The organism is Actinomadura xylanilytica, assembly GCF_030283145.1.
Taxonomy (GTDB): domain Bacteria; phylum Actinomycetota; class Actinomycetes; order Streptosporangiales; family Streptosporangiaceae; genus Spirillospora; species Spirillospora xylanilytica.
This window is the reverse complement of the sequence record NZ_JASNWE010000001.1, coordinates 507,691-533,629: the sequence shown is the minus strand read 5'-3', so window position 1 is coordinate 533,629 and position 25,939 is coordinate 507,691. Positions and strand designations below refer to the sequence as shown.

Annotated in this window: 21 protein-coding genes; 18 read left to right on the top strand and 3 right to left on the bottom strand. The window is 74.4% G+C overall.

The window, feature by feature from the left end; all coding sequences use genetic code 11:
- Positions 1 to 175: 175 nt before the first annotated feature.
- The 6 genes from QP090_RS02500 (at position 176) to QP090_RS02475 (ending at position 5,062) form a co-directional block, all read left to right on the top strand.
- Positions 176 to 1,255 (top strand): M24 family metallopeptidase, encoded by a 1,080-nt coding sequence (locus QP090_RS02500; RefSeq protein WP_285936794.1) that lies wholly within the window; start codon positions 176 to 178, stop codon positions 1,253 to 1,255.
- Positions 1,256 to 1,290: 35 nt separating this feature from the next.
- Positions 1,291 to 1,848 carry an elongation factor P gene (gene efp / locus QP090_RS02495; RefSeq protein WP_285936793.1) on the top strand — a complete coding sequence of 186 codons (558 nt, stop codon included), beginning with the start codon at positions 1,291 to 1,293 and terminating at the stop codon, positions 1,846 to 1,848.
- Positions 1,849 to 2,017: 169 nt separating this feature from the next.
- Entirely contained in the window at positions 2,018 to 2,434 is a 417-nt protein-coding gene (nusB, locus tag QP090_RS02490) for a transcription antitermination factor NusB (protein WP_285936792.1), read from the top strand.
- Positions 2,435 to 2,484: 50 nt separating this feature from the next.
- The gene (locus QP090_RS02485) at positions 2,485 to 3,252 is read left to right on the top strand and encodes a methyltransferase domain-containing protein (protein WP_285936791.1); all 768 of its coding nucleotides are present in this window, start codon (positions 2,485 to 2,487) and stop codon (positions 3,250 to 3,252) included.
- A gap of 13 nt (positions 3,253 to 3,265) precedes the next feature.
- A complete protein-coding gene (locus QP090_RS02480) occupies positions 3,266 to 4,519 on the top strand; it encodes a DNA polymerase IV (RefSeq protein WP_285936790.1) in 1,254 nt (417 codons plus the stop codon).
- Between the two features lie 174 nt (positions 4,520 to 4,693).
- Complete coding sequence (locus QP090_RS02475; protein WP_432763005.1) at positions 4,694 to 5,062, top strand: SCO2097 family morphological protein; 369 nt, start codon at positions 4,694 to 4,696, stop codon at positions 5,060 to 5,062.
- Positions 5,063 to 5,194: 132 nt separating this feature from the next.
- Here the strand turns inward: QP090_RS02475 and QP090_RS02470 are convergent, their stop codons facing one another.
- From QP090_RS02470 to QP090_RS02460, 3 genes are all read right to left on the bottom strand, one after another.
- Positions 5,195 to 7,738, bottom strand: a complete 2,544-nt coding sequence (locus QP090_RS02470) for a transglutaminase TgpA family protein (RefSeq protein WP_285936789.1) — start codon at positions 7,736 to 7,738, stop codon at positions 5,195 to 5,197.
- Entirely contained in the window at positions 7,735 to 9,132 is a 1,398-nt protein-coding gene (locus QP090_RS02465) for a DUF58 domain-containing protein (RefSeq protein ID WP_285936788.1), read from the bottom strand. Before QP090_RS02465 ends, QP090_RS02470 begins: the two co-directional genes overlap by 4 nt.
- Before the next feature lie 72 nt (positions 9,133 to 9,204).
- Positions 9,205 to 10,209, bottom strand: a complete 1,005-nt coding sequence (locus tag QP090_RS02460) for an AAA family ATPase (RefSeq protein ID WP_432763026.1) — start codon at positions 10,207 to 10,209, stop codon at positions 9,205 to 9,207.
- Between the two features lie 503 nt (positions 10,210 to 10,712).
- Here QP090_RS02460 and mraZ point away from each other — a divergent pair.
- The 12 genes from mraZ to QP090_RS02400 all read left to right on the top strand — a co-directional run bounded on the left by mraZ (position 10,713) and on the right by QP090_RS02400 (position 25,896).
- The gene (gene mraZ, locus QP090_RS02455) at positions 10,713 to 11,144 is read left to right on the top strand and encodes a division/cell wall cluster transcriptional repressor MraZ (protein WP_285936786.1); all 432 of its coding nucleotides are present in this window, start codon (positions 10,713 to 10,715) and stop codon (positions 11,142 to 11,144) included.
- A 245-nt stretch (positions 11,145 to 11,389) separates the two neighbouring features.
- On the top strand, positions 11,390 to 12,367 hold the full coding sequence (gene rsmH, locus QP090_RS02450; protein WP_285936785.1) for a 16S rRNA (cytosine(1402)-N(4))-methyltransferase RsmH: 978 nt from the start codon (positions 11,390 to 11,392) through the stop codon (positions 12,365 to 12,367).
- Complete coding sequence (ftsL, locus tag QP090_RS02445; protein WP_285936784.1) at positions 12,364 to 13,227, top strand: cell division protein FtsL; 864 nt, start codon at positions 12,364 to 12,366, stop codon at positions 13,225 to 13,227. Before rsmH ends, ftsL begins: the two co-directional genes overlap by 4 nt.
- A 22-nt stretch (positions 13,228 to 13,249) precedes the next feature.
- Entirely contained in the window at positions 13,250 to 15,565 is a 2,316-nt protein-coding gene (locus QP090_RS02440) for a peptidoglycan D,D-transpeptidase FtsI family protein (protein ID WP_285936783.1), read from the top strand.
- A gap of 81 nt (positions 15,566 to 15,646) precedes the next feature.
- Positions 15,647 to 17,188, top strand: a complete 1,542-nt coding sequence (locus QP090_RS02435; protein WP_285936782.1) for a UDP-N-acetylmuramoyl-L-alanyl-D-glutamate--2,6-diaminopimelate ligase — start codon at positions 15,647 to 15,649, stop codon at positions 17,186 to 17,188.
- On the top strand, positions 17,185 to 18,609 hold the full coding sequence (locus QP090_RS02430; protein ID WP_285936781.1) for a UDP-N-acetylmuramoyl-tripeptide--D-alanyl-D-alanine ligase: 1,425 nt from the start codon (positions 17,185 to 17,187) through the stop codon (positions 18,607 to 18,609). Before QP090_RS02435 ends, QP090_RS02430 begins: the two co-directional genes overlap by 4 nt.
- Entirely contained in the window at positions 18,606 to 19,667 is a 1,062-nt protein-coding gene (gene mraY / locus QP090_RS02425; protein ID WP_285936780.1) for a phospho-N-acetylmuramoyl-pentapeptide-transferase, read from the top strand. The genes QP090_RS02430 and mraY overlap by 4 nt, the downstream gene beginning before the upstream one ends.
- Entirely contained in the window at positions 19,649 to 21,127 is a 1,479-nt protein-coding gene (gene murD, locus QP090_RS02420; RefSeq protein ID WP_285936779.1) for a UDP-N-acetylmuramoyl-L-alanine--D-glutamate ligase, read from the top strand. Before mraY ends, murD begins: the two co-directional genes overlap by 19 nt.
- 2 nt (positions 21,128 to 21,129) lie before the next feature.
- Positions 21,130 to 22,389 carry a putative lipid II flippase FtsW gene (ftsW, locus tag QP090_RS02415; RefSeq protein ID WP_285936778.1) on the top strand — a complete coding sequence of 420 codons (1,260 nt, stop codon included), beginning with the start codon at positions 21,130 to 21,132 and terminating at the stop codon, positions 22,387 to 22,389.
- Between the two features lie 115 nt (positions 22,390 to 22,504).
- Positions 22,505 to 23,596 (top strand): undecaprenyldiphospho-muramoylpentapeptide beta-N-acetylglucosaminyltransferase, encoded by a 1,092-nt coding sequence (gene murG / locus QP090_RS02410; RefSeq protein WP_285936777.1) that lies wholly within the window; start codon positions 22,505 to 22,507, stop codon positions 23,594 to 23,596.
- Between the two features lie 73 nt (positions 23,597 to 23,669).
- Positions 23,670 to 25,067: a UDP-N-acetylmuramate--L-alanine ligase gene (gene murC, locus QP090_RS02405; protein WP_285936776.1), complete on the top strand. Its 1,398-nt coding sequence runs from the start codon at positions 23,670 to 23,672 to the stop codon at positions 25,065 to 25,067.
- A gap of 55 nt (positions 25,068 to 25,122) precedes the next feature.
- Positions 25,123 to 25,896: a cell division protein FtsQ/DivIB gene (locus QP090_RS02400; protein WP_285936775.1), complete on the top strand. Its 774-nt coding sequence runs from the start codon at positions 25,123 to 25,125 to the stop codon at positions 25,894 to 25,896.
- Positions 25,897 to 25,939: the final 43 nt, after the last annotated feature.

The following is a 25,939-nucleotide window of genomic DNA, read 5'->3' as shown; positions in this document are numbered from 1 at the left end:
GGGGATCCCTCCTGGGGGAGGCGGGGGACGAGAGGCCGGGCGGGAGGCGGAAACGGCTCACAAGGTAGGGACCCCGGCGGGCAAAAGTCGAGAGTTCTTCATGTTCTGTGACCGGTCCGAGACGGCGGTCTCCCGCCGCCGGAGCGCTCCCCGCCGATGAACTAGAGTCCTGACCATGGGGGAGACGCACACCGAACGCCGTCGCCGGCTGGCCGCGCTGATCGCCGGCCGTGACGCCGGCGCGCTGCTGGTCACCCGGCTGGTCAACGTCCGCTACCTGACCGGCCTCGACAGCTCCAACGCCGCGCTGCTGGTCTTCGCCGACGGCGCCGCCGTCCTGGCGACCGACGGCCGCTACGCCGAGATGGCCCGCGCGGCCTGCCCCGACCTCGACGTCCTCGTCGAACGGCGGACCGCCGCGGCGCTCACCACCCTCGCCGCGGACTCCGGCACCGGCGTCCTCGGTTTCGAGGCGCACGACCTGACGGTCGAGGCGCACGCCGAGCTCGCCGCCGAGGACGACGGCATCGGGTTCAAGCCGCTCGGCCACCCGGTCGAGCAGCTCCGCGCCGTCAAGGACGAGCAGGAGCTGGCGCTGCTGCGCGAGGCGTGCGCCATCACCGACCGCGCGTTCGAGGCCGTCCTCCCGGAGATCGCACCCGGCGTGACCGAGCGTGAGATCGCGATCGCGCTGGAGCGCCGCATGGTCGACCTCGGCGCCGAGGCCCCCGCGTTCGAGTCGATCGTCGCGTCCGGCCCCAACGGCGCCGTCCCGCACCACCACCCCGGCACCCGGGCGATCGAGCCCGGCGACCTGGTGACCATGGACTTCGGCGCCCGGTACGGCGGCTACCACGCCGACATGACCCGCACCGTCGCCATCGGTGCGCCCGCCGCCTGGCAGCGCGAGGTCTACGACCTGGTCCGGCACGCCCAGCAGGCCGCGGTCGACGCCGCCGTCCCCGGCGCCGAGACCAGGGCGGTCGACGCCGCCGCCCGCGACATCATCGCCGCGGCCGGGCACGGCGCGGCGTTCTCCCACGGCCTCGGCCACGGCGTCGGCCTGGAGATCCACGAGGCCCCGCTCCTCGGGTACGACAAGACCGGTAAGCTGACGGACCGAGTTCCGATCACCGCCGAGCCGGGGGTCTACCTCGCGGGCCGGGGCGGAGTCCGCATCGAGGACACGCTGGTCGTCCGCGCGGACGGTCCGGAGCTTCTCACCGAGACGACCAAGGAGCTGCTCGTACTCTGACGTACGGGCGGGCCCGCGATCAGGAGAAGGACGCAGTGGCGACGACGAACGACCTGAAGAACGGCATGACGCTGAACCTCGACGGCGGTCTGTGGACCGTTCTGGAGTTCCAGCACGTCAAGCCAGGCAAGGGCGGCGCGTTCGTCCGGACCAAGCTCAAGAACGTGCTCTCCGGCAAGGTCGTCGACAAGACCTTCAACGCCGGCACCAAGGTCGAGGTGGCCACCGTCGACAAGCGCGAGATGCAGTACCTCTACCGCGAGGGCGAGGACTTCGTCTTCATGGACACTGAGACCTACGAGCAGCCGCACATCCCCGAGGCCACCGTCGGCTCCGCCGCCGACTACCTGCTCCCCGAGCAGAACGCGGTGATCGCCTTCAACGACGAGAACCCGCTCTACGTCGAGCTGCCCGCGGCCGTCGTCCTCCAGATCACCGAGACCGAGCCCGGCCTCCAGGGCGACCGCTCCACCGGCGGCAGCAAGCCCGCCACCCTGGAGACCGGCGCGCAGATCCAGGTGCCGCTGTTCATCACCACCGGCGAGAAGGTCAAGGTCGACACCCGCTCCGGCGAGTACCTCGGCCGCGGCTGATGCCGGCACTGAGCCGCGTCGCCGGAGGCGGTGCCATGGGCGCGAGGGGCCGCGTGGTGGCTGGACTGAGGAGTGCAGGGAGCTTGCGACCGGAGCGACGAGGGAAGTCGCCGCGTGTGGCGGTCCCGAGCCGCGTCGCCGGAGGCGGCGCCATGAGCACGGCGAAGCCATGAGCGCGCGGACCAAAGCGCGGAAGCTGGCGCTCGACATCCTGTTCGCGGCCGAGCTGCGGGAGGAGCGGCCGACCGAGGTGCTGGCCGCGCGAGGGCGGCCCAACCAGGACGAGCTCGCCGAGTACCCGCACGCGGTGCGGATGATCGAGGGCGTGCAGGAGCACCGGGAGCGGATCGACGAGCTGATCGCGACGTACGCGACCGGCTGGACGCTGGAGCGGATGCCGGTCGTCGACCGCAACATCCTGCGGATGGGCGCCTACGAGATCCTCTGGGTCGACGACGTCCCGGACGGGGTGGCGGTCAGCGAGGCGGTCGGGCTGGCGAGCGAGCTGTCCACCGACGAGTCCCCGCGGTTCGTCAACGGGCTGCTCTCCCGGATCCAGCAGCTCAAGCCGTCGCTCGGGCTTTAGGCCCGGCTAGGGTGGGGGCCGAGCGGGCAGAACGGACCGACGTTAGGAGGGTGGCCGTGGCCGCCCAGCAGCACAAGCGGTTGCGGGGGACCGGGCGGGTGCGCGACGCCGTCCTGTGGGACGCGCTGCGCACCGTTCTCGACCGCATCGCCTCGGAGGCCGGGCCGAGCGAGGTCGTCGACGTGGGCGGCGGCACGGGGGGGTTCGCGGTGCCGCTCGCCGAGCTGGGCCACCGGGTCACCGTGGTCGACGCCAACCCCGACGCGCTGGCCGCGCTGGAGCGCCGGGCCGACGAGTCGGGCGTCGTGGTGCGGGCCCTTCAGGGCGACGCGAGCGACCTGCCCGACCTGCTCGGGCCGCACTCGGCCGACCTGGTGCTGTGCCACAGCGTGCTGGAGTACGTGGAGGACCCCGCGGCGGCGATGGCGGCGCTGACCGGCACGGTCCGTCCGGGCGGGGCGGTCAGCGTGCTGGTCGCCGGGCAGGTCGCGGCGGCGCTGCACCGGGCGGTGGCCGGGCAGTTCGACGACGCCCGCCGGGTCCTCACCGACCCGGCGGGGCGGTGGGGCGACCATGATCGGATGCCCCGCCGGTTCACTCGGGAGTCCCTCTCGTCGCTGGTGCGCGGCGCGGGCCTGCGGGTCGGCGAGCTGCACGGGGTCCGGATCTTCGCCGACCTGGTGCCGAGCGGGTTGCTCGACTGCGACGCCGGTTCCGCGGAGGCGCTGATCGCGCTGGAGTCCGTCGCGGCGGTGCACCCCGTGCTGCGCGAGCTGGCCACGCAGCTGCACCTGCTGGCGGACAAGCCGGCCGAGTGAGAGCCCCCCGCCGATGAGCCGCAAGCAGCAGTTGCACCGGCCGGGACCGCAGCCCGGACCCCCGGCCGACGACGCCGGATGCGGCATCCTGCACGTCGACATGGACGCGTTCTTCGTCAGCGTCGAGCTGCTGGAGCGGCCCGAGCTGCGCGGCCGGCCGGTCGTCGTGGGCGGCGCGGGCGGACGCGGCGTGGTGGCGGCGGCGTCCTACGAGGCGCGCGGCTTCGGCGTCCACTCGGCGATGCCGATGACGCGGGCGCGGCGGCTGTGCCCGCGGGCGGTGGTGCTGCCGCCCGACCACGAGAAGTACGCCCGGGTCTCCGCGGCGGTGTTCGAGCTCTTCCGCACCGTCACCCCGCTGGTCGAGCCGCTCTCGCTGGACGAGGCGTTCCTCGACGTGACCGGGGCGCTGCGCCGGCTCGGCCGTCCCGCCGAGATCGCCCGGCTCATCCGCGAGCAGGTCAGCGACCAGCAGGGCATCACCTGCTCGGTGGGCGTGGCGGCCAACAAGTTCGTCGCCAAGCTGGCCTCCACGCACTGCAAGCCCGACGGGCTGCTGGTGGTGCCGGCGGACGGCGTCCAGGAGTTCCTGCACCCGCTTCCGGTCGCGGCGCTGTGGGGGGTCGGCGAGCGCACCGAGCAGGCGCTGAACCGCCTGGGCCTGCGGACGGTGGGGCAGCTCGCCCAGGTCCCTTCCGGCACCCTCCAGCGCGAGCTGGGCAACGCCCTGGGCGCCCATCTGCACGCGCTGTCCTGGGGGCGCGACCCCCGCGAGGTGGTGGCGCACACGCCGGACAAGAGCATCGGCGCCGAGGAGACGTTCGAGTCCGACGTCGACGACCCCGAGATCATCCGCCGCGAGCTGCTGCGGCTGGCCGAGCGGGTCGGCGCGCGGCTGCGCGAGAGCGGGAACGCGGGCCGGACGGTGAGCGTCAAACTACGGATGGCGAACTTCACGACGATCACGCGGGCCCGCACCCTGCGGGAACCCACCGATCTGGCCCGTGTGATCTATATCACAGCGTGCGAGCTCTACGAGGCGGCCGGGCTGGAGCGGGTACGACTCCGTCTGGTCGGGGTACGGGTGGAGAATCTGGACCCCGCCGACCAGGCCCCCCGCCAGCTCGCCCTCGATGAGCCGGAGAGCGGCTGGCGTGAGGCCGAGCGGGCGATGGACCAGGCGGCGCACCGGTTCGGCCGCGGCACGGTTCGCCCTGCCGCGCTCGTCCGGCGCGACGCACGTGACAGCGGGGACGGGAGACGATGAAACACGGCGGTGGGACGACCGGTATGAGGGCCGCGGTCGGCCGTTCGCTTTCGCAGGCTCGTCCGGCCTCGTATTCTGGGCATATCACCGTTGAGGTTCCTGTCCTGCATCGGATACCCCGTCGCGGGGCTGTCGTTGGGAGGCGCCGTGCCGCTCTCTGATCACGAGCAGCGCATGCTCGACCAGATCGAGCAGGCGTTGTACGCCGAGGATCCGAAGTTCGCTCACGCGGTCCGCTCGACCAACCCTCAGGTGCACTACAAACGCCGGATCGTCAAGGCCGCCCTCGGTTTCCTCGTGGGCGTCTGCACCTTGATGGCCGGCCTCGTCATGAACGCCGGAACGGTCACCGTCGCGATCAGCGTGACCGGCTTCCTGCTCATGGTGGTGTGCTGCGTCTGGGCGCTGACGAGCTGGAAACGCATGACCGGAATCGGCACCGAATCCGCCCCGGAGGGCGGTGACCGCCAATCCCGGTCCGCCAAGGCGGGCTTCATGGAACGCATGGAGGAACGCTGGCGCCGCCGCACCGAGGGCGAGTGACCCCGCCGGCGCTCCCCTGAGCGCACGGTGGGAAGACCCCGCCCCCACCCCCTCGCGTACACGTCCTCCCCACGCCGTGCCGGATCTCCGATCCGGCACGGCTTCTGCTTTGCGGGCGACCCCAGCGGGCCGTCACTCGGGGTGGCCGCGGTCCTTCCGGCGGACGCGGCGGCCGAGGCGGCCGGCGAGGTCGTCCAGCCGGTTGGCGGCCTCCAGGGTCCGGCCGCCGGCGCCGCGCAGGACCGAGAAGGTGAGATCGACCGTCGACGGGGGGAGTAGCCGGGCGCGCAAGCGGGTGCCGCGGCCCACCGAGGCGGCGAACGCCTCGCGGACGGTCCGCACGTCCGCCTTGAGCGATTCGGGCGGCACGGCCTGCTGCGACCGGGAGTAGCGGGCCAGCTCCTCGGCGTGGGCGATGCGGCCCAGCGCACCGCTGCCCGGGTCGTCCAGCTCGAGGAGCTCGCCCAGGCGCCGCGCCACGGCGCGGGGCGAATCGCTGGCCCGCCAGTCGAGGCCGTGGTCGAGGGCGTCCGCCCGCATCTCCCCCCAGGCCGCGTGCGCGGCATCGGCCGGATCGGGGTCCCGGCCGATGCCGGGGGAGGGACCGCGCCGGCGGGGCGGCGCGTCCCGGCGGGGCTTTTTGCCGCGCGGGGCGACGGCGGCCCAGTGCCGGCGCCGGGAGAGCAGCCGCACCACCAGCGGCACCGAGAGGAGCATCAGCGCGACGAGCAGCGCGGCGCCCAGCCACGCCATCGGGAATCCGCCGCCGCCGTCGTCGTCGGTGATGACCGGCTCCGCCGCCGGGCCGTCGGCCGGACCGAGGTCCTGGTTGTGCCGGGGCCCCGAGCCGGGGGTGCCCGGCTCCGGCTCCGACGACGGCGACCCGGGCTTCGGCGCGTTCTCCTGCCCCGCTTCCCGGCCGGGGGCGTCGCTGGACGGCTCGCTGTAGGCGGGCGCGACGGCGGTGCCCTGGCCCGCCGGCCCGGCGGGAGTCGGCTCGAACCGGACCCAGCCGGCGCCCTCGAAGTACAGCTCGGGCCAGGCGTGCGCGTCGCGGGACCGCACCGTCCACTCGCCGGCCCGGTTCTGCTCGCCGGGGGTGTAGCCCATCGCGACGCGGGACGGGATCCCGAGGACCCGGGCCATCACCGCCATGCCCGCCGCGAACTGCTCGCAGTAGCCCCGCCGGTTGTGCAGCAGGAAGTCGGCCAATTCACCGCCGTGCTGCGGCGGCTGGGCCGCCAGGTCGTACCGGAACCCGCCCTTCTCGGTGAACCAGCGCTGCAACCGGACGGCCTGCCCGTACCCGGTCGTCGCGCCCGAGGTGACCTCGCGCGCCAGCGCCTTGACCTGTGGGGGCACGTTCCCCGGCACGCTGGCGTACTGGTCCAGGATGTCGCTGGGCGCCGAGCTCGCCGCGGCGAGCTCGGCGCCGCTCGGCTGCGCGCGGATGCTCTCGACGGTGAATGACCGGCCGCCCGCCGAGTCGCGCAGCGAGTAGACCATCAGGGAGGCCGGGTGCACCCGCCAGTCGCCCTTGATCGACACTCGGGCCGGCGCGTACGGCACGGGCAGGAAGGTCATGCGCTTGACCTCCGGACGCACCTGCACCCTGGTCTTCACCACGTGGGAGGGGGCGGCGCCGAGGCCGGGCGCGGCCGGCAGGGTGCGGCCCGCCAGCCGGTCCTCCTCGCTGCTCTGAAGGGCGTTGTAGGTCCACCGGTCGCCGTCGAACCGGTCCAGCGCGTACAACCGCAGGTAGTCGGGGCCCGCCGGGTCGTCGCTCCGGTAGGTGAGCACGACCGAGTCGTCCTGGCGGGCCAGCTCCCGCTTGAGGCTGACCAGCGGGTCGGGGGTGGTGACGGTCCGGAGCCCGCCGTCGCCCTCGCCGCCGCCGCCCATGCCGAACAGGCCGCGCGGATGGATCCCGGGGACGGCTGCGGGCAGCAGCACCGCGACCGCGACGGCGGCCGCTCCGATCCGCCGGCCGCTGGCCGCGAGGGCGCTGGAGTCGGGACGCTCGCCCCGCGCCGGCCCGTCCTGCGGCGCGCCGGCCCCGGCCATCGGGACCTCCTCCGACCAGCGCGGGGTGAAGACCGCCCGGCCCCACCCGCCGACCTGCTCGCGCGAGTCGCTCATCAGCAGGGCCAGGAACCCGAGCGCGCCCAGGCCGAACGCCAGCCAGCTCACGTCGTCCTCGCGGACCGCCGCCGGCACGCTGTACATCGCCAGCAGGGGCAGCCCGGCGGGCGCGGCCCGGCGGAGCCGGACGGCGAGGAGGTCGACCAGGACGGCGACGAGGCCGACGCCCGCGGCGGCCAGCAGCGAGATGCCCGGTACCAGCGGCACCGGCGCGGCGTACTGGTTGGCGGCTTGCCAGCCGTCGCCGATCAGGTCGGCGAGCGCGCGCTCCGACGACGGGGTCGGGATGACGCCGAGCCACGCGGCCCCCGGGACGTGCACCGCGGTCAGGTAGAGGTGCAGCGCGGCCACGCCGCCGAACGCGCTGAACACCGCGGGCACCCGGAACCGCCGCACCAGCATCCCGCCCGCCATGACCGCGACCACCGCGCCGAGCGCGTGGACGAACCAGCCTCCGCCGGAGAACAGCGGGTAGAGCCCCGCCGAGCCGGCCAGCGTCGCCAGCCCGGCGACGATCGTCATGCGGACCCTCATGAACCGTCCCTGGCGAAGTCCTCGGTGGCCTGGTCGGCCAGCGCCCACGCGCCGGCGAGGTCGGCGGCGGAGCGGACGACCGCGACCCGCCAGCCGCCCGCGCGCAGCAGCCGCGCGGTGCGGGCGCTCGTGGCCGGCGCCGCCGGATCCTCCGTGCTGCCGGAGGCCGCCGCGCCGTCGCCCTCCGCCGTGCCCGTCCCGCCCGTCTCGCTCGCGGCGCCCGTCTCGCTCGCGGCGCCTGTCTCGCCCGCTTTGCCGCTCCGGCCGGGGCGGGCCGGGGCGGACGGGTCGACGAGGATCGCGACGCAGGTGGCGGTGCCACGCCGGGCCGCCGCGATCGAGCGGGCCTCGTCCGGCTTGAGCACGCCGAACACGGCCACCACCAGCCCGTCGCCGTCGCGCCCCTGGCCGAGCGTGCCGCGCAGCGCGGCCAGCCCCGCCGTGAGCGAGCGCGCGCCCGACACCTGCGCCACCGCCAGCGCGTCGAGGAGCAGCCCCTCGAAGGCGCTCTCGAACGACACCGACGAGGGCAGCGCCTCGCCGCCGTCGGTCACGTACCGCAGGCCCATCCCGGCCCGGCCGAGGTGCACGCCGACCGACGCGGTGACCGACACCGCCTGCTCGAACGACCCGCCGGGCCCCTCGCCCCAGTGCGCGGCGCGGCGGGTGTCGAGGAACAGGGTCCCGCTGCTCTGCCAGTGCTGCTCCTCGCGCCGCACCATGAGCTCGCCGTACCTGGCGGTCGAGCGCCAGTGCACCCGCCGCAGGTCGTCGCCGTGCCGGTACTCGCGCGGGGCCGCGTCGTCCTCGCCCGCGGTGGCGACCGTCCGGGCCAGGCTCTCGCCGCCGCCGGTCCACGCGCCCGCCAGCCGCCCCGCGGGCAGCGGCACGATCGCGGGCGTGACCGTCAGGGTGTCGGCCAGGCTGAACGACCGGACCAGCTCCACCATCCCGAACGGGTCGGCCAGCCGGACGATCAGCGGCCCGACCCGGTAGCGGCCCCGCACGTCGGACCGGATCCGGTAGCTGAGCTGCCGCGAGCCCTGCGGCTCGATCCGGTCGAGGACGAACCGGGCCCGTCCGCCCAGCGTGTACGGCACCTGGTCCTCGACCATCAGCAGCCCGCTCGGCAGCCGCGACACGTTCTCCAGCCGCAGGTCCGCCTGCGCCTCGTGGCCCACCGGCAGCCGGGACGGCGTGAGCCGCCGCGCGCACGCCAGCCGGTAGCGGGTCCGCGAGACGGCCAGCGTGCACAGCAGCGGCAGCGCCAGGACGAGGACCCCGGCGCGCAGCAGGTCGCGCTCACCGAGGGCGAAGGCGCACACGATCGCGGTCGCCCCGGCGGCCACGAACGACCGCCCTCGGGTGGTCAGACCGGCAAGCGCTCTTCTCAACGGTCACTTCCTGGGGGGACGGTCGCGGTCAGGTCCCGGGAACGGTCCGGTGGCGGACCGCGCCCGGGGTGATCACTGTCTGAGGGAGGGTACCGGCAGCCGAGCGACCAGCTCGGCGACCACGTGCTCGGGCCGGCGCCGCTCGACCTGCGCCTCGGCGGTCGGCAGGAGCCGGTGGGCCAGCACCGGGACGGCCAGGTCCTGGAGGTCGTCGGGCAGCACGTAGTCGCGCTCGTCGAGCGCCGCGTACGCCCGCGCCGCCCGCACCAGGTGCAGGGTGGCCCGCGGCGAGGCGCCCAGGCGCAGCTCGGGGTGGCCCCGGGTGGCGGTCACCAGGTCGATCGCGTACTGGCGGACGGCGGGGGCGACGTGCTGGTGCCGCACCACCTCGATCAGCTCGCGGACGTCGGCGTCGTGCGCGACGGGGCCGAGCCGGTCGAGCGGGGAGGACCGCCCGTGCGCGTCGAGCATCTCCAGCTCGGCGGCCGGGTCGGGGTAGCCCATCGAGATCCGGGCGGTGAACCGGTCGCGCTGCGCCTCGGGCAGCGGGTAGGTGCCCTCCATCTCCACCGGGTTCTGGGTGGCGATGACCATGAACGGCCGGTCCAGCGCGTAGGTGGTGCCGTCGACGGTGACCTGGCGCTCCTCCATGCACTCCAGCAGCGCCGACTGCGTCTTCGGCGAGGCCCGGTTGATCTCGTCGCCGACCACGATGTTGGCGAACACCGGCCCCGGCTTGAACTCGAACTCGCGCTGCTCCTGGTTGTAGGCGCTCACCCCGGTGATGTCGCTCGGCAGCAGGTCGGGGGTGAACTGCACCCGCCGCACCGAGCAGTCGATCGAGCGCGCGAGCGACTTGGCGAGCATCGTCTTGCCGACCCCGGGCACGTCCTCGATCAGCAGGTGCCCCTCGGCCAGCAGCACCGTCAGCGCCAGCCGGACCACCGCGCTCTTGCCCTCGATGACCGACTCGACCGCTTCGCGGATCTTGCCGGCGACCTGCGCCAGCCCTTCGAGCCCGAGGCCCGTACCGCCGTGCGGCGCGGAACCGGGGGGCGACGGGGGGTCGGTCTCCATGAACGACTCTCCGTGCGTGCCTACTGCCACCGGCAACCCTCCTCAGCCTTCCGGCCGCGTGGTGTGCTGACCGGCTCGTCCCCAGGATCTGCCCCGCCACGGGGCCCTCCCGCGAGCCGGCGCGGCGCTTCCGTGCCCGCCCGAACGACAGTACGTCGTCGGGACGGCCGCCGCGATGTCGAAGTGGAACGGGTGCCCATTGTGCTGCACCGAGATCGACGCCACGGCCGACCGGCCGCCCCACCTTCCCCCACCGTCCCGTCCGGAACGCTGCGGACGGGACGCGCCCGGCGGACTGCGGCGGCGTCGCCGGCGGTCCCGCCTGAGCGGCGCGCGGCGGCGCCCTCGCGCGCCCCACTCCGCCCCACCCCTGCTGACCTGGCGCTTTGTTGACGATCACGTCCGGCGCAGCGTGTTTTCCTTGTTGACGGTGGGGAAGAGTGGAGTAGAGTGGGGCGCCGTGGGGAGCCGGAGCGCCCCCCGCGGCGCGGGAGGTGGGGCCGGTGTTCCTCGGCACCCATTCACCGCGTCTCGACGACAAGGGACGACTGTTCCTGCCGGCGAAGTACCGCGAGGAGCTGTCGGGGGGATTGGTGATCACGAAGGGCCAGGAGCGCTGCCTGTACGTCTTCCCCATGGCAGAGTTCCAGCGCATCACCGAGGCTCTGCGCAGCGCGCCGGTCACCGAGAAGGCGGTGCGCGCCTACAGCCGGGTCTTCTTCGCCAGCGCGTCCGACGAGGTTCCCGACAAGCAGGGACGCGTCACCATCCCAGCGCCGCTGCGCGCGTACGCGGGACTGGTGCGCGACTGCACGGTCATCGGAGCCAACACACGCTTGGAAATCTGGGACACGAAGGCGTGGGAGACCTACCTCGAGGAAGAGGAGCAGGCGTTCTCCGACGTCTCGGAGGAGGTGTTGCCAGGGATCCTCTGAGAAACGACTCGTCGGTCCGATGACCGGCTCTGGCCCACGTTCGGCCAGGTCTCCAGCCGCTCTCCGAGCCAGCTGGCGCAGCTTCCCCGGTGCCAGACGGCGACCCCCCGCGGGTTTACGCGGTGACTTCCTCAGGGCAGCGGATGGGGACCTGGCCGGGCGAGGCCGCCGCCGGGGGTGCGGAAACGGTCCGGACGGCGATGCCACAAGTCCGCGAGCGAGGTGGCAGTACGAGGGGGTGGACCATGGACGTGGGTGACCACGCGGCCGAATCCGGTCACGTACCGGTCATGCTCGACCGCGTCCTGACACTGCTGGCGCCCGCCGTGCAGATCACCGGCCGCGCCCCGGTCTACCTCGACGGCACCCTCGGCATGGGCGGCCACGCCGAGGCCATGCTGCGGGCCCACCCCGGACTCAGGCTGATCGGCCTCGACCGCGACACCACCGCGCTGGAGCGCTCCGCCCGCAGGCTCGCCCCGTTCGGCGACCGGGTGACGCTCGTGCACGCCGTCTACGACGAGCTGCCGTCGGTGCTCGACCGGCTCGGCGTGCCGGCGGTCGACGCCGCGCTGTTCGACCTCGGCGTCTCGTCCCCCCAGCTCGACGAGGCCGGCCGCGGCTTCGCCTATTCCTATGACGCCCCCCTCGACATGCGGATGGACCGCACCCAGAGCCTCACCGCGGCCGAGGTCGTCAACGGCTACCCGCCCGCCGAGCTCGCCCGCATCCTGCGCGAGTACGGCGAGGAGCGGTTCGCCCAGCGGATCGCCTCCGCGATCGCGCGCGAGCGCGAGCACACCCCGCTCGACTCCACCAGGCGGCTGGCCGACCTGGTGCGCACCTCGATTCCCGCCGCGACCCGCCGCACCGGCGGCAATCCGGCCAAGCGCACCTTCCAGGCGCTGCGCATCGAGGTGAACGGCGAGCTCGACACCTGGCGCCGGGCGCTGCCCGCGGCGCTGGCCGCCCTCCCGGTCGGCGGCCGGATCGTCGTGCTCAGCTATCACTCGCTCGAGGACCGCATCACCAAGCAGGTCCTCGCGGCCCAAGTGGCCGACACCACCCCGCCCGACCTGCCCGTCCCCTTGCCCGGACACCAGCCGAGGTTCCGGCTGCTGACGCGCGGGGCCGAGCTGCCGACGGACGGGGAGACCGCGACCAACCCACGGGCCGGGTCGGTGCGATTGCGCGCCGCCGAGCGGGTCCGGGAGGCGACATGACCACGACGACCAGACGCCCGCCGGGAACCGCGCCGTCCACGCCGAAGGCCCGCCCCGAGCGCAGGCCCGCCGAGCGCCCGGCAGCGGACCGCAAGCCTGCGGACCGCAAGCCCGCGGACCGCCGGCCGCCCGAGCGCGCCGCCGGCAAGGCCGCCAAGCCGGTCAAGCCCGCCAAGCCCGCAAAGAAGAAGAGGACGCCGGAGAAGCCCGCCAAGGCCCCGGCGACCGCCAAGACCACGGCGAAGACCGCCACGAAGACCGCCACGAAGACCGCCACGAAGACGACGGCGCCGCCGAGGCCCGCCGAGCCCGCGAAGGCCCCCAAGCCCGCGAAGGCGGGCAAGGCGGCCGGGGCGCGGTCGCGGGCCGGGGCGCGCCCGGCGCGGCCGACGGTCCGCCAGACGACGCCGCCGCGCACTCCGTTCGTGCTGCTCATCGTGGGGCTGCTCGGCGGCGCGCTGGTCAGCCTGCTGCTGCTCAACACCGTCCTCGCCGAGGACGCCTTCACCTTCACCCGGCTCCAGCGGAGCAACAAGCTCCTCGAGCAGCAGCGCCAGGCGCTCCAGAGCGACATCGCGCGGGAGGAGTCGCCCGCAGGGCTCGACACCAAGGCCAGGGGGCAGAACTGGCACCAGGCCGAGGCGCCGGCGTTCATCGACGGCCGCACCGGCAAGACCATCGGCGACCCGGGCGCGCAGGCGCCGAACGGGGCCGCCGCCGCGGCGGGCGCGGCCGGCGTCGTCGGCGTCCCGGGCGCGGTCGTGTCCGGCGACGGCGTCGCGTCTCCCGCCTCGCCCGCCCCGGCCACGCCCGGCGCCCCCGGCGGCGCCACCGCGCGGCCGGGCGGCGGTTCGCCGTGAACGGGGCGGAGCGGGGTGCATCGTGACCAAGCGTCCTGGACGCGGGCCCGGCGGGCCGCCCACGGGCCCGAAGCGCGGCGGCCAGGGACGCGGTCCCCGCGGGACGGCGGGGCCGGAAGAGAAGAGCGGCCCGGGCGCGGCGCGCGCGTCCGGGCGTAAAACGGGCAACCCTCCACGGTCGCCGGGCGGCAGCACCGCCCGGCGACCGGCCCGTGGTGGCGCCGTCCCCCCGCAGCGGGGGAAGGGCGCCAAGGGGGGCGCGACCGGCAAGCCGGCCAAGGGCAAGGACACCAAGGAGACCACCGCCGGGAAACCGGCCGCCCCGAAGCCCGCGAAGTCCGCGAAGCCTGTGAAGGCCGCGAAGCCTGTGAAGGCCGCGAAGCCCGCGGCCAAGGCGAAGGAGTCCGGGAAGAAGGACGCCAAGGCCAAGGGCGGCGAGCGCTCCCGCCGGGCGGCGTCGGGCATGACCGCGCCGCCGAAGACCCGCCGCGGCGACGCCGCCGCGGCCCGTCCCGGCGGCCCGCGCGGGCCCGGCACCGGCTCGGGGCCGTCCCGGCGGCCCCCGCCGCGCAAGCCGCGCCCTCCGCGTCCCCGCGTCCCGTTCCACCGCCGCGACCCGCTCAAGCGGCTCAATGTCACACTGTTGGTCGTCGCGTTCGTGCTGTCGCTGTTCGCCGGACGGCTCGTCCAGCTCCAGACGATCGAGTCCGACAAGTACAGCGCGAAGGCGATGGAACAGCGGCTCAAGGACATCACCCTGCCCGCGGTCCGCGGCGACATCACCGACGCGCAGGGCAACCCCCTCGCGATGACGGTGGAGGCGCGGTCGGTCTTCGCCGACCCGCACGTGATCAAGGCGGACAAGCGGCAGGCGATCGTCAACGCGCTGGCGCCGACCCTCGGCCTGGACCCGGCCTACGTGATGAAGGTGATCAGCACCCCCGGCACGCAGTTCGTCTACCTCGCGCACGGCATCAGCCCGGCGCAGGCCCGGCTGGTCACCGCGTGGAAGTTCCTCGGCATCGGCACCGAGCCCGAGTACCGCCGGCAGTACCCCAACGACTCGCTCGCCGCGGGCGTCGTCGGGTTCGTCAACAAGCAGGGCGAGGGCGGCGCCGGGCTGGAGTCGGCGCTGAACGACCAGCTCGCCGGCCGGGACGGCAAGCAGCGCGTCGAGATCAGCCCCGAGGGGCAGCACATCCCGCTCGGCGAGGACCAGAAGCGGCCCCCGGTGCCCGGCCGCGGGCTGCGGCTCACCCTGATGCGCGACATCCAGTTCAAGGCGCAGCAGGCGATCGAGCAGCAGGTCAAGAAGCGCGGCGCGCGCGGCGGCAGCGTGGTGGTGATGGACCCGCGCAGCGGCCAGCTCCTCGCGATGGCCTCGGCCCCGGGCTACGACCCGAACCAGTTCGGCAAATCGCCGCCCGAGCGGTGGGGCAGCCCGCTGGTGCAGGAGGCGTACGAGCCGGGCAGCACCGGCAAGGTCGTCACAGCCGCCGCGGTGATGGAGAAGGGCGGGGTGCGCCCCGACACGCCCTTCACCGTCCCCGACCGGATCGGGAAGGCCGACCGGGTCTTCAACGATTCGCACCCGCACGAGGTGCAGCACCTGACGTTCGCGGGGGTGCTGGCCACCTCCAGCAACGTCGGCACCATCAAGGCCAGCGACAGCATCAGCAAGGAGACGCTCTACCAGTTCCTGCGCGACTTCGGGTTCGGGCAGCCGACCGGCGTCGGCCTGCCCGCCGAGACGGCCGGGCAGCTCCAACCGCCCGACAAGTGGTCGGGCACCGACCGCTACGCGATCGCGTTCGGGCAGTCGGTCTCGGTGAACGCGCTCCAGATGGCCAGCGTGTACGCCACGATCGCCAACGGCGGCGTGCGCGTCATGCCGAACCTCATCGCCGGCACGACCGCCGGCGACGGCTCGTTCACCCCGGCCGCCGCGCCGGCCACCAAGCAGGTGATCAGCGCCGGGACGGCCCGGCAGATCAGCGACATGCTGGAGGGCGTCACCACCAACGAGGGGACCGCGCCGCTGGCGCAGATCCCCGGCTACCGGGTGGCCGGCAAGACCGGAACCGCCGAGAACCTGAACCCGCGCTGCGGCTGCTACAAGGGCGGCGGCTTCACCGCCTCGTTCGCCGGGTTCGCGCCGGCCGACAATCCGCGGCTCGTCGTCCAGGTCGTCCTGCAGGATCCCAAGCGGGGCAGCCACTATGGTGGCGAGGCGGCGGCCCCGGTCTTCCGGGACGTGATGAGCTTCGCGTTGCAGACCCGCAAGATCCCGCCGACGGGGAGCAAATCGCCGATCGTCAAGATCCACGCCCGGGACTGACCGCAGCGAGTACCCTCACTCGCCGTGAGTCCAGCTTCCGTGCACCACCAATCCCGTTCCACCCGCACCGAAAGAAACGCCATGCGCCCGACGACGAACCAGGCCCGTCCGCTGAACGGGCTCGCGGCGCTCCTCGGCATCGAGTGGAGCGAGCACGCCGCGCCGGGCGAGGAGGCGGCGGTCTCGGGGATCACCCACGACTCGCGCGCGGTGCGGCCCGGCGACCTGTACGCCGCGCTGCCCGGCACCCGCGTGCACGGCGCGCGGTTCGCCGCGCAGGCCGCCGAGGCGGGCGCGGCGGCGATCCTGACCGACGTCGCGGGGTACGAGGACGCCTCGGCCACCGGCCTGCCCGTCCTGGTCGTGCAGGACGCGCGGGCGAGCCTCGGCGACGCCGCCGCCTGGGTGTACGGGGAGCCCGCCCGCGACCTGACCCTCATCGGGGTCACCGGCACCAGCGGCAAGACCACCACCGTGTACCTGCTGGAGGCCGGGCTCCGCGCCGCCGGGATCGACACCGGCGTGGTCGGCACGGTGGAGATGCGCATCGGCGACACCCGGCTGCCGAGCGCGCTGACCACGCCCGAGGCCACCGACCTGCACGCGATCTTCGCGATGATGCGGGAGCGCGGCATCGGAGCCGGCGCGATGGAGGTCTCCAGCCACGCGCTGGCCCAGGGCCGGGTCGGCGGCGCGCACTACGACGTGGCGATCTTCACCAATCTGTCCCAGGACCACCTGGACTACCACCCGACGATGCGGGACTACTTCCTGGCCAAGGCCCGGCTGTTCACGCCGGAGTACAGCCGGGTCGGCGTGATCAACCTGGACGACCACTACGGCCGGGAGCTCCTGGAGATCGCCACGGTGCCGACCACGACGTTCTCGGCCACCGGCGACCCGGCCGCCGACTGGCGGGCCGAGGACGTCCGGGTGGGCGCCGACGGCAGCGTCTTCCGCGTCGTCGGCCCCGGCGGCATCGAGGCCGACGGGGCGGTGCAGCTCACCGGGCCGTTCAACGTGGCCAACGCGCTCTCGGCGATCGTGGCGCTGGTCGAGGCGGGCATCGGGCTGCCCACCGCGGTGCACGGCGTCGCCGCGCTGCCGGGCGTGCCCGGGCGGCTGGAGCGGGTGGACGAGGGCCAGGAGTTCGTCACCCTGGTCGACTACTCGCACAAGCCCGGCGCGCTGGAGGCGGTGCTCACCGCGCTGCGCCCGGTCACCGAGGGCCGGCTGGCGGTGGTGCTCGGCTGCGGCGGCGACCGCGACCGCGGCAAGCGCCCGCTGATGGGCGAGGCCGCCGCGCGGCTGGCCGACATGGCGTATTTCACCGACGACAACCCGCGGTCCGAGGACCCCCTGTGCATCCTCGCCGCTATGGTCGAGGGCGGGCTCAAGGTGCCGCAGCCGCAGCGCGCGCACATCGTGGTCGAACCCGACCGCGCCGCCGCGATCGGGCTGGCGATCGGCCGGGCCCGCCGCGGCGATGTCGTCCTGGTCGCGGGCAAGGGCCACGAGCAGGGGCAGTACGTGGCCGGCGAGGTGTTCTGGTTCGATGACCGCGAGGTCGTGCGCGAGGCGCTGACCGGGCGGAACGTGAGAGGGGACGGGACGCAGGCGTGATCCCACTACCGCTGTCGGCGATCGCGGAGATCACCGGCGGGGTGCTGCGCGGAGGCCGTCCGGACGCCGTGGTGAGCGGCCCCGTGATCATCGACTCCCGCGCGGCCGAACCCGGCGCGCTGTTCGTGGCACTGCGCGGCGAGCACGCCGACGGGCACGACTTCGCCGCCGCCGCGCTCGCCGCGGGCGCCGCCGGGGTGCTCGCCGAACGGCCCGTCGAGACGCTCCCGGACGAGCCCGGCGGGCCCCCGGGGCCGCCCGGCGCGGCCGTGGTGGTCGGCGACGCCCAGGAGGGCCTCGGGCTGCTGGCCCGCGGCGTCCTGGCCCGGCTGCCGGACGCCGCCGTCATCGCGGTCACCGGTTCGGCCGGCAAGACCTCCACCAAGGACCTCATCGCGCAGCTCGTCGGCGCGGCGGCGCCGACCGTCGCGCCGGTCGGCTCGTTCAACAACGAGATCGGGCTGCCGCTGACCGTGCTGCGCGCCGACGCCGGCACCCGGTACCTGGTGCTGGAGATGGGCGCGCGTGGCATCGGTCACATCGCCTACCTCGCCGGCATCGCGCGCCCCCGCGTCGGGGTGGTCCTCAACGTGGGCACCGCGCACATCGGCGAGTTCGGCAGCCAGGAGGCGGTGGCGCGCGCGAAGGGCGAGCTGGCCGAGGCGGTGCCGCGCGAGGGCACCGCCGTCCTGAACGCCGACGACCCGCTGGTGCTGGCCATGGCGGCCCGCACGCCCGCCGAGATCGTCACGTTCGGCCGGTCGCCGGACGCGATCGTCCGGGCCGAGGGCGAGCGGCTGGACGACGCGGGACGGCCCAGGTTCTCCCTGGTCACCCCGGAGGGGACGGCGCAGGTCGAGCTCGGCCTGCACGGCTCGCACGCGGTCGTCAACGCGCTGGCCGCCGCCGCCGCGGCGCGCGCGGCGGGGCTCGGCCTGGACGAGATCGCCGCGGGCCTGTGCCGGGCGCGCCCGGCCAGCCGGTGGCGGATGGAGGTCACCGAGCGGCCGGACGGCGTGACGGTGGTCAACGACGCCTACAACGCCAATCCCGAGTCGACGCGGGCCGCGCTCGACGTCCTCGGGCACATGGCCAGGGGGCGCCGCGCCTACGCGGTGCTCGGCGAGATGGCCGAGCTCGGTGCCTCCTCTGTGGCGGAACATGTCAAGATCGGGCAGCATGTCGCGCGCAGCGGGATCGCCGGCCTCGTGGTGGTCGGCGCCAACGCGGCGCCGATGGCCGATGGGGCCGGGCAGGTGGGGTCATGGACGGGAGAGTGCGTACAGGTGGATGACGTCGGCGCGGCGGTAACCGCGCTCAGAGAGCGGCTCCGGCCGCGGGACGTCGTGCTGGTGAAGGGCTCTCGCGTCGCAGGGCTGGAACGGGTCGCCGAGGGGATCCTCGGAGGTGACCCGGCATGACCAACATCATCATCGCCGCCGGGGTGGCCCTGGTCTTCGTGATGGTCGGCACCCCGTTCTGGATCCGGGTGGTCAACCGGCTCGGCTACGGCCAGATGATCCGCGAGGAGGGCCCGGAGGCGCATCTCAACAAGCGCGGCACCCCCACCATGGGCGGCACGGTCTTCATCGTCGGGTCGCTGGTCGGGTACGCGGTGGCGCACCTGGTCACGACGAACGTGCCGACGGTGTCGGGCCTGCTGGTGCTGTTCCTGATGACCGGCCTCGGGTTCGTCGGATTCGTCGACGACTACATCAAGGTGTTCAAGCAGCGCAGCCTGGGGCTGCGCAGCGGCGCCAAGATGATCGGCATCATCCTGGTCGGCGTGATCTTCGCGATCGCGTCGCTGAACTTCCCCAACGGGTACGACATCACCCCCGCCTCCCCGCATCTGTCCTTCCTGCGCGACTTCGGCCCCTCGATCGGCCCGTACCTGTTCGTGGTGTGGGCGCTGCTGCTGATCGCGGCGATGTCCAACGGGGTGAACCTCACCGACGGGCTGGACGGCCTGGCCGCCGGCCCGGCCGGCATGGTGCTCGCCGCGTACGTGATCATCGGCAACTGGCAGCTCCGCAACAGCTGCTACGACTTCGCGCTGGCCCCCAACTGCTACAGCGTCCGCGACCCGCTCGACCTCGCGGTGGTCGCCGCGGCGGTCCTCGGCGGCGTGTTCGGGTTCCTGTGGTGGAACGCCCCGCCCGCCAAGATCTTCATGGGCGACACCGGCTCGCTGGCCCTCGGCGGCGTGCTGGTCGGCCTGGCCATCCTCACCCGCACCCAGTTCCTGCTGGCGGTCCTCTGCGGGCTGATCGTGATGATCACCCTGTCGGTGGTGATCCAGGTCGGCGGGTTCAAGATGACCCGCAAACGGGTGTTCAAGATGGCGCCGCTCCAGCACCACTTCGAGCTGTCCGGCTGGGCCGAGACCACCATCGTCGTGCGGTTCTGGCTGATGTCGGCGCTGTTCACCGCGATCGGCCTCGGCCTGTTCTACCTGGAATGGATGCCCAAGAAGTGAACGGCGACCAGTGGGCCGGACTCGAGGTCTGCGTGGCCGGCCTGGGCGTCTCCGGCCGCGCCGCCGCCCGCGCCCTGGCCGGACGGGGCGCCCGCGTCACGATCGTCGACGCGCGCGACGACGCGGCCACCCGCGAGCACGCCGCCGGGCTGGCGGCCCTCGGTGTGACCGTGCGGCTCGGTGACGGCGACACCCTCCCCGCCGGGACGCGGCTGGTCGTCACGTCCCCGGGGTGGCGGCCGGACGTCCCGCTCCTGGCCGCGGCGGCCGGCGCCGGCGTCGAGATCCTCGGCGAGGTCGAGCTGGCCTGGCGGCTGCGTCCCGAGGGCGCGGCGCCGTGGCTGGCGATCACCGGGACCGACGGCAAGACCACGGTCGTCCGGATGCTGGCGTCCATGCTCACCGCCGCCGGGCACCGCGCCATCGCGGTCGGCAACGTCGGCACGCCGATCGTGGAGGCGGTCACCGCCGGGACCGGGGGCGGCCCGTCCGCGGACGGGCGGGGACCCTACGACGTGCTGGCGGTCGAGCTGTCCAGCTACCAGCTGCACTGGTCGAGCAGCCTGGTGCCGTTCGCCGCGGCGGTGCTCAACATCGCGCCCGACCACCTCGACTGGCACGGCACCATGGACGCCTACGTCGGCGCCAAGGCCAAGATCTACGCGCCCGGCACGATCGCCGTCTACAACGCCGACGACCCGGCCGCGGCGGCGCTGTCGGAGGGGTCCGCGCGCCGTGTCGGCTTCACCCTCGCCACCCCGGCCCCCGGGCTGCTCGGCGTCGTCGAGGGCCTGCTGGTCGACCGGGCGCTGACCGCCGACCCGCGGAACGAGGCCGCCGAGCTGGCCGCGCTGGAGGACGTGCGCCCGTTCGCGCCCCACAATGTCGCCAACGCGCTCGCCGCGGCGGCGCTGGCGCGCGCGTTCGGGGTGCCGTCCGAGGCGGTGCGCGAGGGGCTGCGGGCCTTCGTGCCCGACCCGCACCGCATCCAGCACGTCGCCGACATCGGGGGTGTGGCCTACGTCAACGACTCCAAGGCCACCCAGCCGCACGCCGCCGCCGCGTCGCTGGCCGCCTACGATCCCGTCGTGTGGATCGCGGGCGGCCTGCTGAAGGGCCTGGACGTCGACGACCTGGTCGCCTCCTGCGCCGCCCGGCTCCGCGGCGTGGTGCTGATGGGCCGCGACCGGCAGCGGATCGCGGAGGCACTCGCGCGACACGCGCCGGATGTCCCGGTCGTGGACATGGCGGACACCGACACTGGGGCCATGGACCGCGTCGTCAGCCACGCCGCCGGCCTCGCCCGCCCGGGCGACACCGTGCTGCTCGCCCCCGTCGGGGCCTCCTTCGACATGTTCGCGAACTATCCGGCCCGCGGCGACGCGTTCATGGCGGCGGTGCGGCGCCTGGCCGCGCCGGGGCCGTCCGGCACTGGGGACGACTCCCCGAGCCCGCGGTAGCGATGACGACCGCCGCACCGGCCGAGGAGCCGCAGCCGAGGCGGTCCGGGCCGCGCGAGCAGGTGGTCGCCGCGATCGGGCTGCTCGACCGCCCGCTCACCTCCTACTACCTGGTGCTCGGCTGCTCGGTGATGCTGCTCGCGCTCGGGCTGACCATGGTGCTGTCGGCGTCCAGCGTCAAGCAGCTCCAGGCGACCGGCTCGGCCTACGCCCTGTTCCAGAAGCAGGCGATGTGGATGGCGATCGGGCTGCCCGGGATGTGGCTGGCCTCCCGGCTCCCGGTGAAGACCTTCCGCGCCCTGGCCTACCCGCTGCTGCTGCTGTCGGTGGTGGTGCTGGCCCTGGTGCTGGTGCCCGGCCTCGGCCGCAGCGCGGGCGGCGCGACCCGCTGGATCAGCCTCGGCCCGCTCCAGATCCAGCCGTCCGAGCCGGCCAAGCTTGCCCTGGTGCTGTGGGGCGCCGACCTGCTGGCCCGCAAGGAACGGCTCGGCCAGCTCACCGAATGGCGCCCGCTGCTGGTCCCGCTGCTGCCGGGCGCCAGCCTGCTGGTGCTGCTGGTGATGCTCGGCAACGACCTCGGCACCACGCTGGTGCTGCTCACCATCTTCCTGGCGCTGCTGTGGGTGGTCGGCGCGCCCGGACGCCTGTTCATCGGCATCGTCGGGCTGGTGTGCCTGCTGGTGTCGATCCTCATCGTCGCGAAGCCGTACCGGTTGGAGCGGCTCACCGGCTTCCTCGACCCGACGGGCAACCAGCTCACCACCAACTACCAGGGCACCCAGGGGCTGTTCGCGGTGGCCTCGGGCGGCTGGTTCGGCACCGGGCTTGGGGAGGGGAGGGCCAAGTGGGACTTCCTGCCGCACGCCGACACCGACTTCATCTTCGCGATCGTCGGGGAGGAGTTCGGGCTGGTCGGCACGCTGGTGGTGCTCGGCCTGTTCGGGCTGCTGGCCTACGCCGGGCTGCGGATCGCCCGCCGGGTCAAGGACCCGTTCACCCGGCTCGCCGCGACCGGCGCCACCGCCTGGGTGGTGGTGCAGGCGATCGTGAACATCGGCGCGGTCATCGGTGTGCTTCCCATCACAGGCATCCCGTTGCCGCTGGTCTCCTACGGCGGCTCGGCGCTGATCCCCACCTTGATCGCGCTCGGCATGATGCTCGCTTTCGCCAAACGCGAGCCGGGCGCCAGGCAGGCGCTGGCCGCACGCGGCCCCGGACCGGTCCTGCGGGCTCTAAGCTGGCTGGGCCTGGCACGACGTTGAGCCCCCCTCCGGGGTGCCGGACGGCCTGGCGCCCGTCGACCGCGCGGACGCGCGGCACGGGCCGCGGGGTCCGCGGCACCGCACCGACGAACACGCTGAGGAGATGTCAACGAGCATGAGGGTTGTCCTGGCCGGCGGCGGCACCGCCGGACACATCGAGCCCGCCCTGGCACTGGCCGACGCGCTGCGCCGCAACGACCCCGGTGTCGGGATCACCTGCCTCGGCACCGAACGGGGCCTGGAGACCCGGCTGGTCCCGGCGCGGGGCTACGAGCTCGCCCTGATCCCGCCGGTGCCGCTGCCGCGGACGCTGACCCCCCGGCTGCTGTCGGTCCCCGGCCGGCTGCGCGGGGCGATCAACGCCGCCGCCTCGGTCCTGGACCAGGCGCAGGCCGACGTCCTGGTCGGGTTCGGCGGCTACGTCGCCACCCCCGGCTACCTGGCGGCGCGCAAGCGCAAGGTGCCGATCATCGTGCACGAGGCCAACCCGAAGCCCGGCCTGGCCAACAAGCTCGGCTCCCGGTTCACCGACCACGTCGCGGTCTCGCACGTCGACTCGCCGCTGCCGAACGCCACGTTCGTCGGCATCCCGCTGCGCCGCGAGGTCGCCACGCTCGACCGGCTCGCGATGGGCGACAAGGCCAGGTCCTACTTCGGGCTGCTGCCCGACCTGCCCACCCTGCTGATCTTCGGCGGGTCGCAGGGCGCCCGGTCGCTCAACCGGGCCGCGGTGGCCGCCGCGCCGGCGTTCCGGCAGGCCGGCATCCAGGTGCTGCACATCGTCGGACCCAAGAACACCGAGGAGCCCGACACGGTCGCGGGCGGCCCCCAGTACGTCACCATCCCCTACTGTGACCGGATGGACCTGGCCTACGCCGCCGCCGACATGGCGATGTGCCGCGCCGGCGCGATGACCTGCGCCGAGCTGGCCGCGGTGGCGCTGCCCGCGGTGTACGTGCCGCTGCCGATCGGCAACGGCGAGCAGCGGTTCAACGCCGAGCCGATCGTGCAGGGCGGCGGCGGCCTGCTGGTCGACGACGCCGAGCTGAGCCCCGAGTGGATCGGGCAGCACCTGCTGCCGGTGCTCGCCGACCCGGGCCGGGTGGCGCACATGTCGGAGGCGGCCGGCCGGATGGGCCGCCGCGACGCCGACGTGGCCCTGGCCCAGATGGTGTACGACGTGGTCCGCGCGGCGGGCCGCCAGTGAGCCGGGCCGCCCGTTCGGCACCGCGCGCGGCGGTCGTGCCGCACGGGGCGAGCGAGGGGACGAGCGCCACCCGATGAGTCTGATCAGTCCTGCTGAGGTCGTGCCGGCCGGCGAGCTCGGCAAGGTCCACTTCATCGCGATCGGCGGGGCGGGCATGTCCGGCATCGCCCGCATCATGCTCAAGCGCGGCATCGCGGTGTCGGGCAGTGACGCCCGCGACTCCGACCTGCTCGGCCAGCTCGCCGGGCTGGGCGCCGAGGTCCACGTGGGCCACGACGCCGCGCACGTGGGCGACGCCGACACGGTGGTGGTCTCCACCGCGATCCGCGATGCCAACCCGGAACTGGTCGCCGCCCGCGAGCGCGGGCTGCGGGTGCTGCACCGCTCGGCCGCGCTGGCCGCGCTGATGGCCGGCCGGCGCGGCGTCGCGGTGGCCGGCACGCACGGCAAGACCACCACCACCTCGATGCTGACGGTGGCGTTGCAGCACGCCGGCGCCGACCCGTCCTACTGCATCGGCGGCCAGCTCGTCACCACCGGGCTCGGCGCCGACGAGGGCAAGGGCGAGGCGTTCGTGGCCGAGGCCGACGAGAGCGACGGCTCGTTCCTGATGTACGCGCCCGACATCGCGGTCGTCACCAACGTCGAGGCCGACCATCTCGACAACTACGGCGGTTTCGAGATGGTGAAGGAGAACTTCGCCCGGTTCGTCGACCGGATCGAGCCGGGCGGCACGCTGGTGGCGGGCGCCGACGACGCGGTCGCGATGGAGCTGGCCGAGCGCGCCCGCGCGCGCGGCCTGACCGTCCGCACCTACGGGCGGGCACCCGGCGCAGACCTGCGGGTCACCGGTTTCGCCCCCGACGGGCTCGGCTCGCGGTTCGAGATCGACGGGGTCGGCGAGGTGACGCTGAACGTCCCGGGACGGCACAACGCGCTCAACGCCGCCGCCGTCGTCGCGGTCGCGCAGGCCCTCGAGGTCGACCTGTCCGCCGTCCGCGCGGGGCTGGCCGCCTTCGGCGGGGCGATGCGCCGGCTGGAGCTCAAGGGCGAGGCGGGCGGGGTCCGCGTCTTCGACAGCTACGCGCACCATCCCACCGAGGTCGGCGCCGACCTGGAGGCCATCCGCGACCTGGCCGGCGGGGGCCGCCTCGTCGCGGTCTTCCAACCGCACCTCTACAGCCGCACCCGGTTCTTCGCGGCCGAGTTCGGCGCGGCCCTCGGGCTGGCCGACGCGGCGGTGGTGCTCGACGTCTACGGCGCGCGGGAGGACCCCGAGCCCGGGGTGGACGGCTCCCTGGTCGCCGAGCGGATCCCCGCCGCCACCGACTCGGTGTACGTGCCCGTCTGGGACGAGGTGCCCGCGGCGGCGGCCGGGCTCGCCCGTCCCGGCGACGTGGTCGTCACGCTCGGCGCGGGCGACGTGACCCGGCTGGGCCCGCTGATCCTGGAGCGGCTGGCCGCCTCCTGAGTGGCGCCGGGCGTGGGCGCTCCGCGCCCGCCGTGATCACTGCCAAGCTGGACCCATGACGGAGGCGGGCACGAGCCGGACCGCGACCGGCGAGGTCGCGCCGTCCGGCGACCGGGACGGCGGCCACCGGCCGTCCGCGGGGCGCCGCGCGCGCGACCGCTGGAAGGTGGTGTTCGTCACCCTGCTGGTGGTGGCGGTGCTCGGCGCGGTGACCTGGGTCCTGCTCGGGTCGCGGCTGCTGGTGGTGCGCGAGGTCGAGGTGTCAGGCACCCGGCTGGCGACCCGCGACCAGGTGGTGGCCGCGGCCGGGATACGGCTCGGGCTGCCGATGGCGCGGCTCGACACGGACGAGATCCGCGGCCGGGTGGAGCGGCTGCGCGAGGTCGAGTCGGCGGAGGTCGAGCGGCACTGGCCGGCGACGGTCCGGATCGTGGTGCGCGACCGCGTCCCCCTGGTCATGGTGGAACGCGGCGGGCGCTACCACCGGCTCGACCGGCACGGCGTCACCGTCGCCGACGGCACGGCCCGCCCGGCGGGCCTCCCGGTGCTGACCGTCACGTCCCCGGGACCGTCCGACCCGGCGACCCTCGCGGCGCTGCGCGTGCTCACCGACCTGCCCGGACGCCTGCACCGGCGGCTGAGCGAGGTCGAGGCGTCCAGCCCGGAGTCGGTGACCCTGCGGCTGTCGGGCGACCTGACCGTGGTCTGGGGGCCCGCCGAACGGTCCGCGGAGAAGATCCGGCTGCTCGACGCGTTGCAGCGTACGGCGGCGGGGCGCGCAGCCCGTACCATCGACGTGAGTTCACCCGAGGTCGTCACCACGCAGTGACCCGCGCTCCGGCGCGCCACCGCGCGGCACCGTCCTCGGGCAC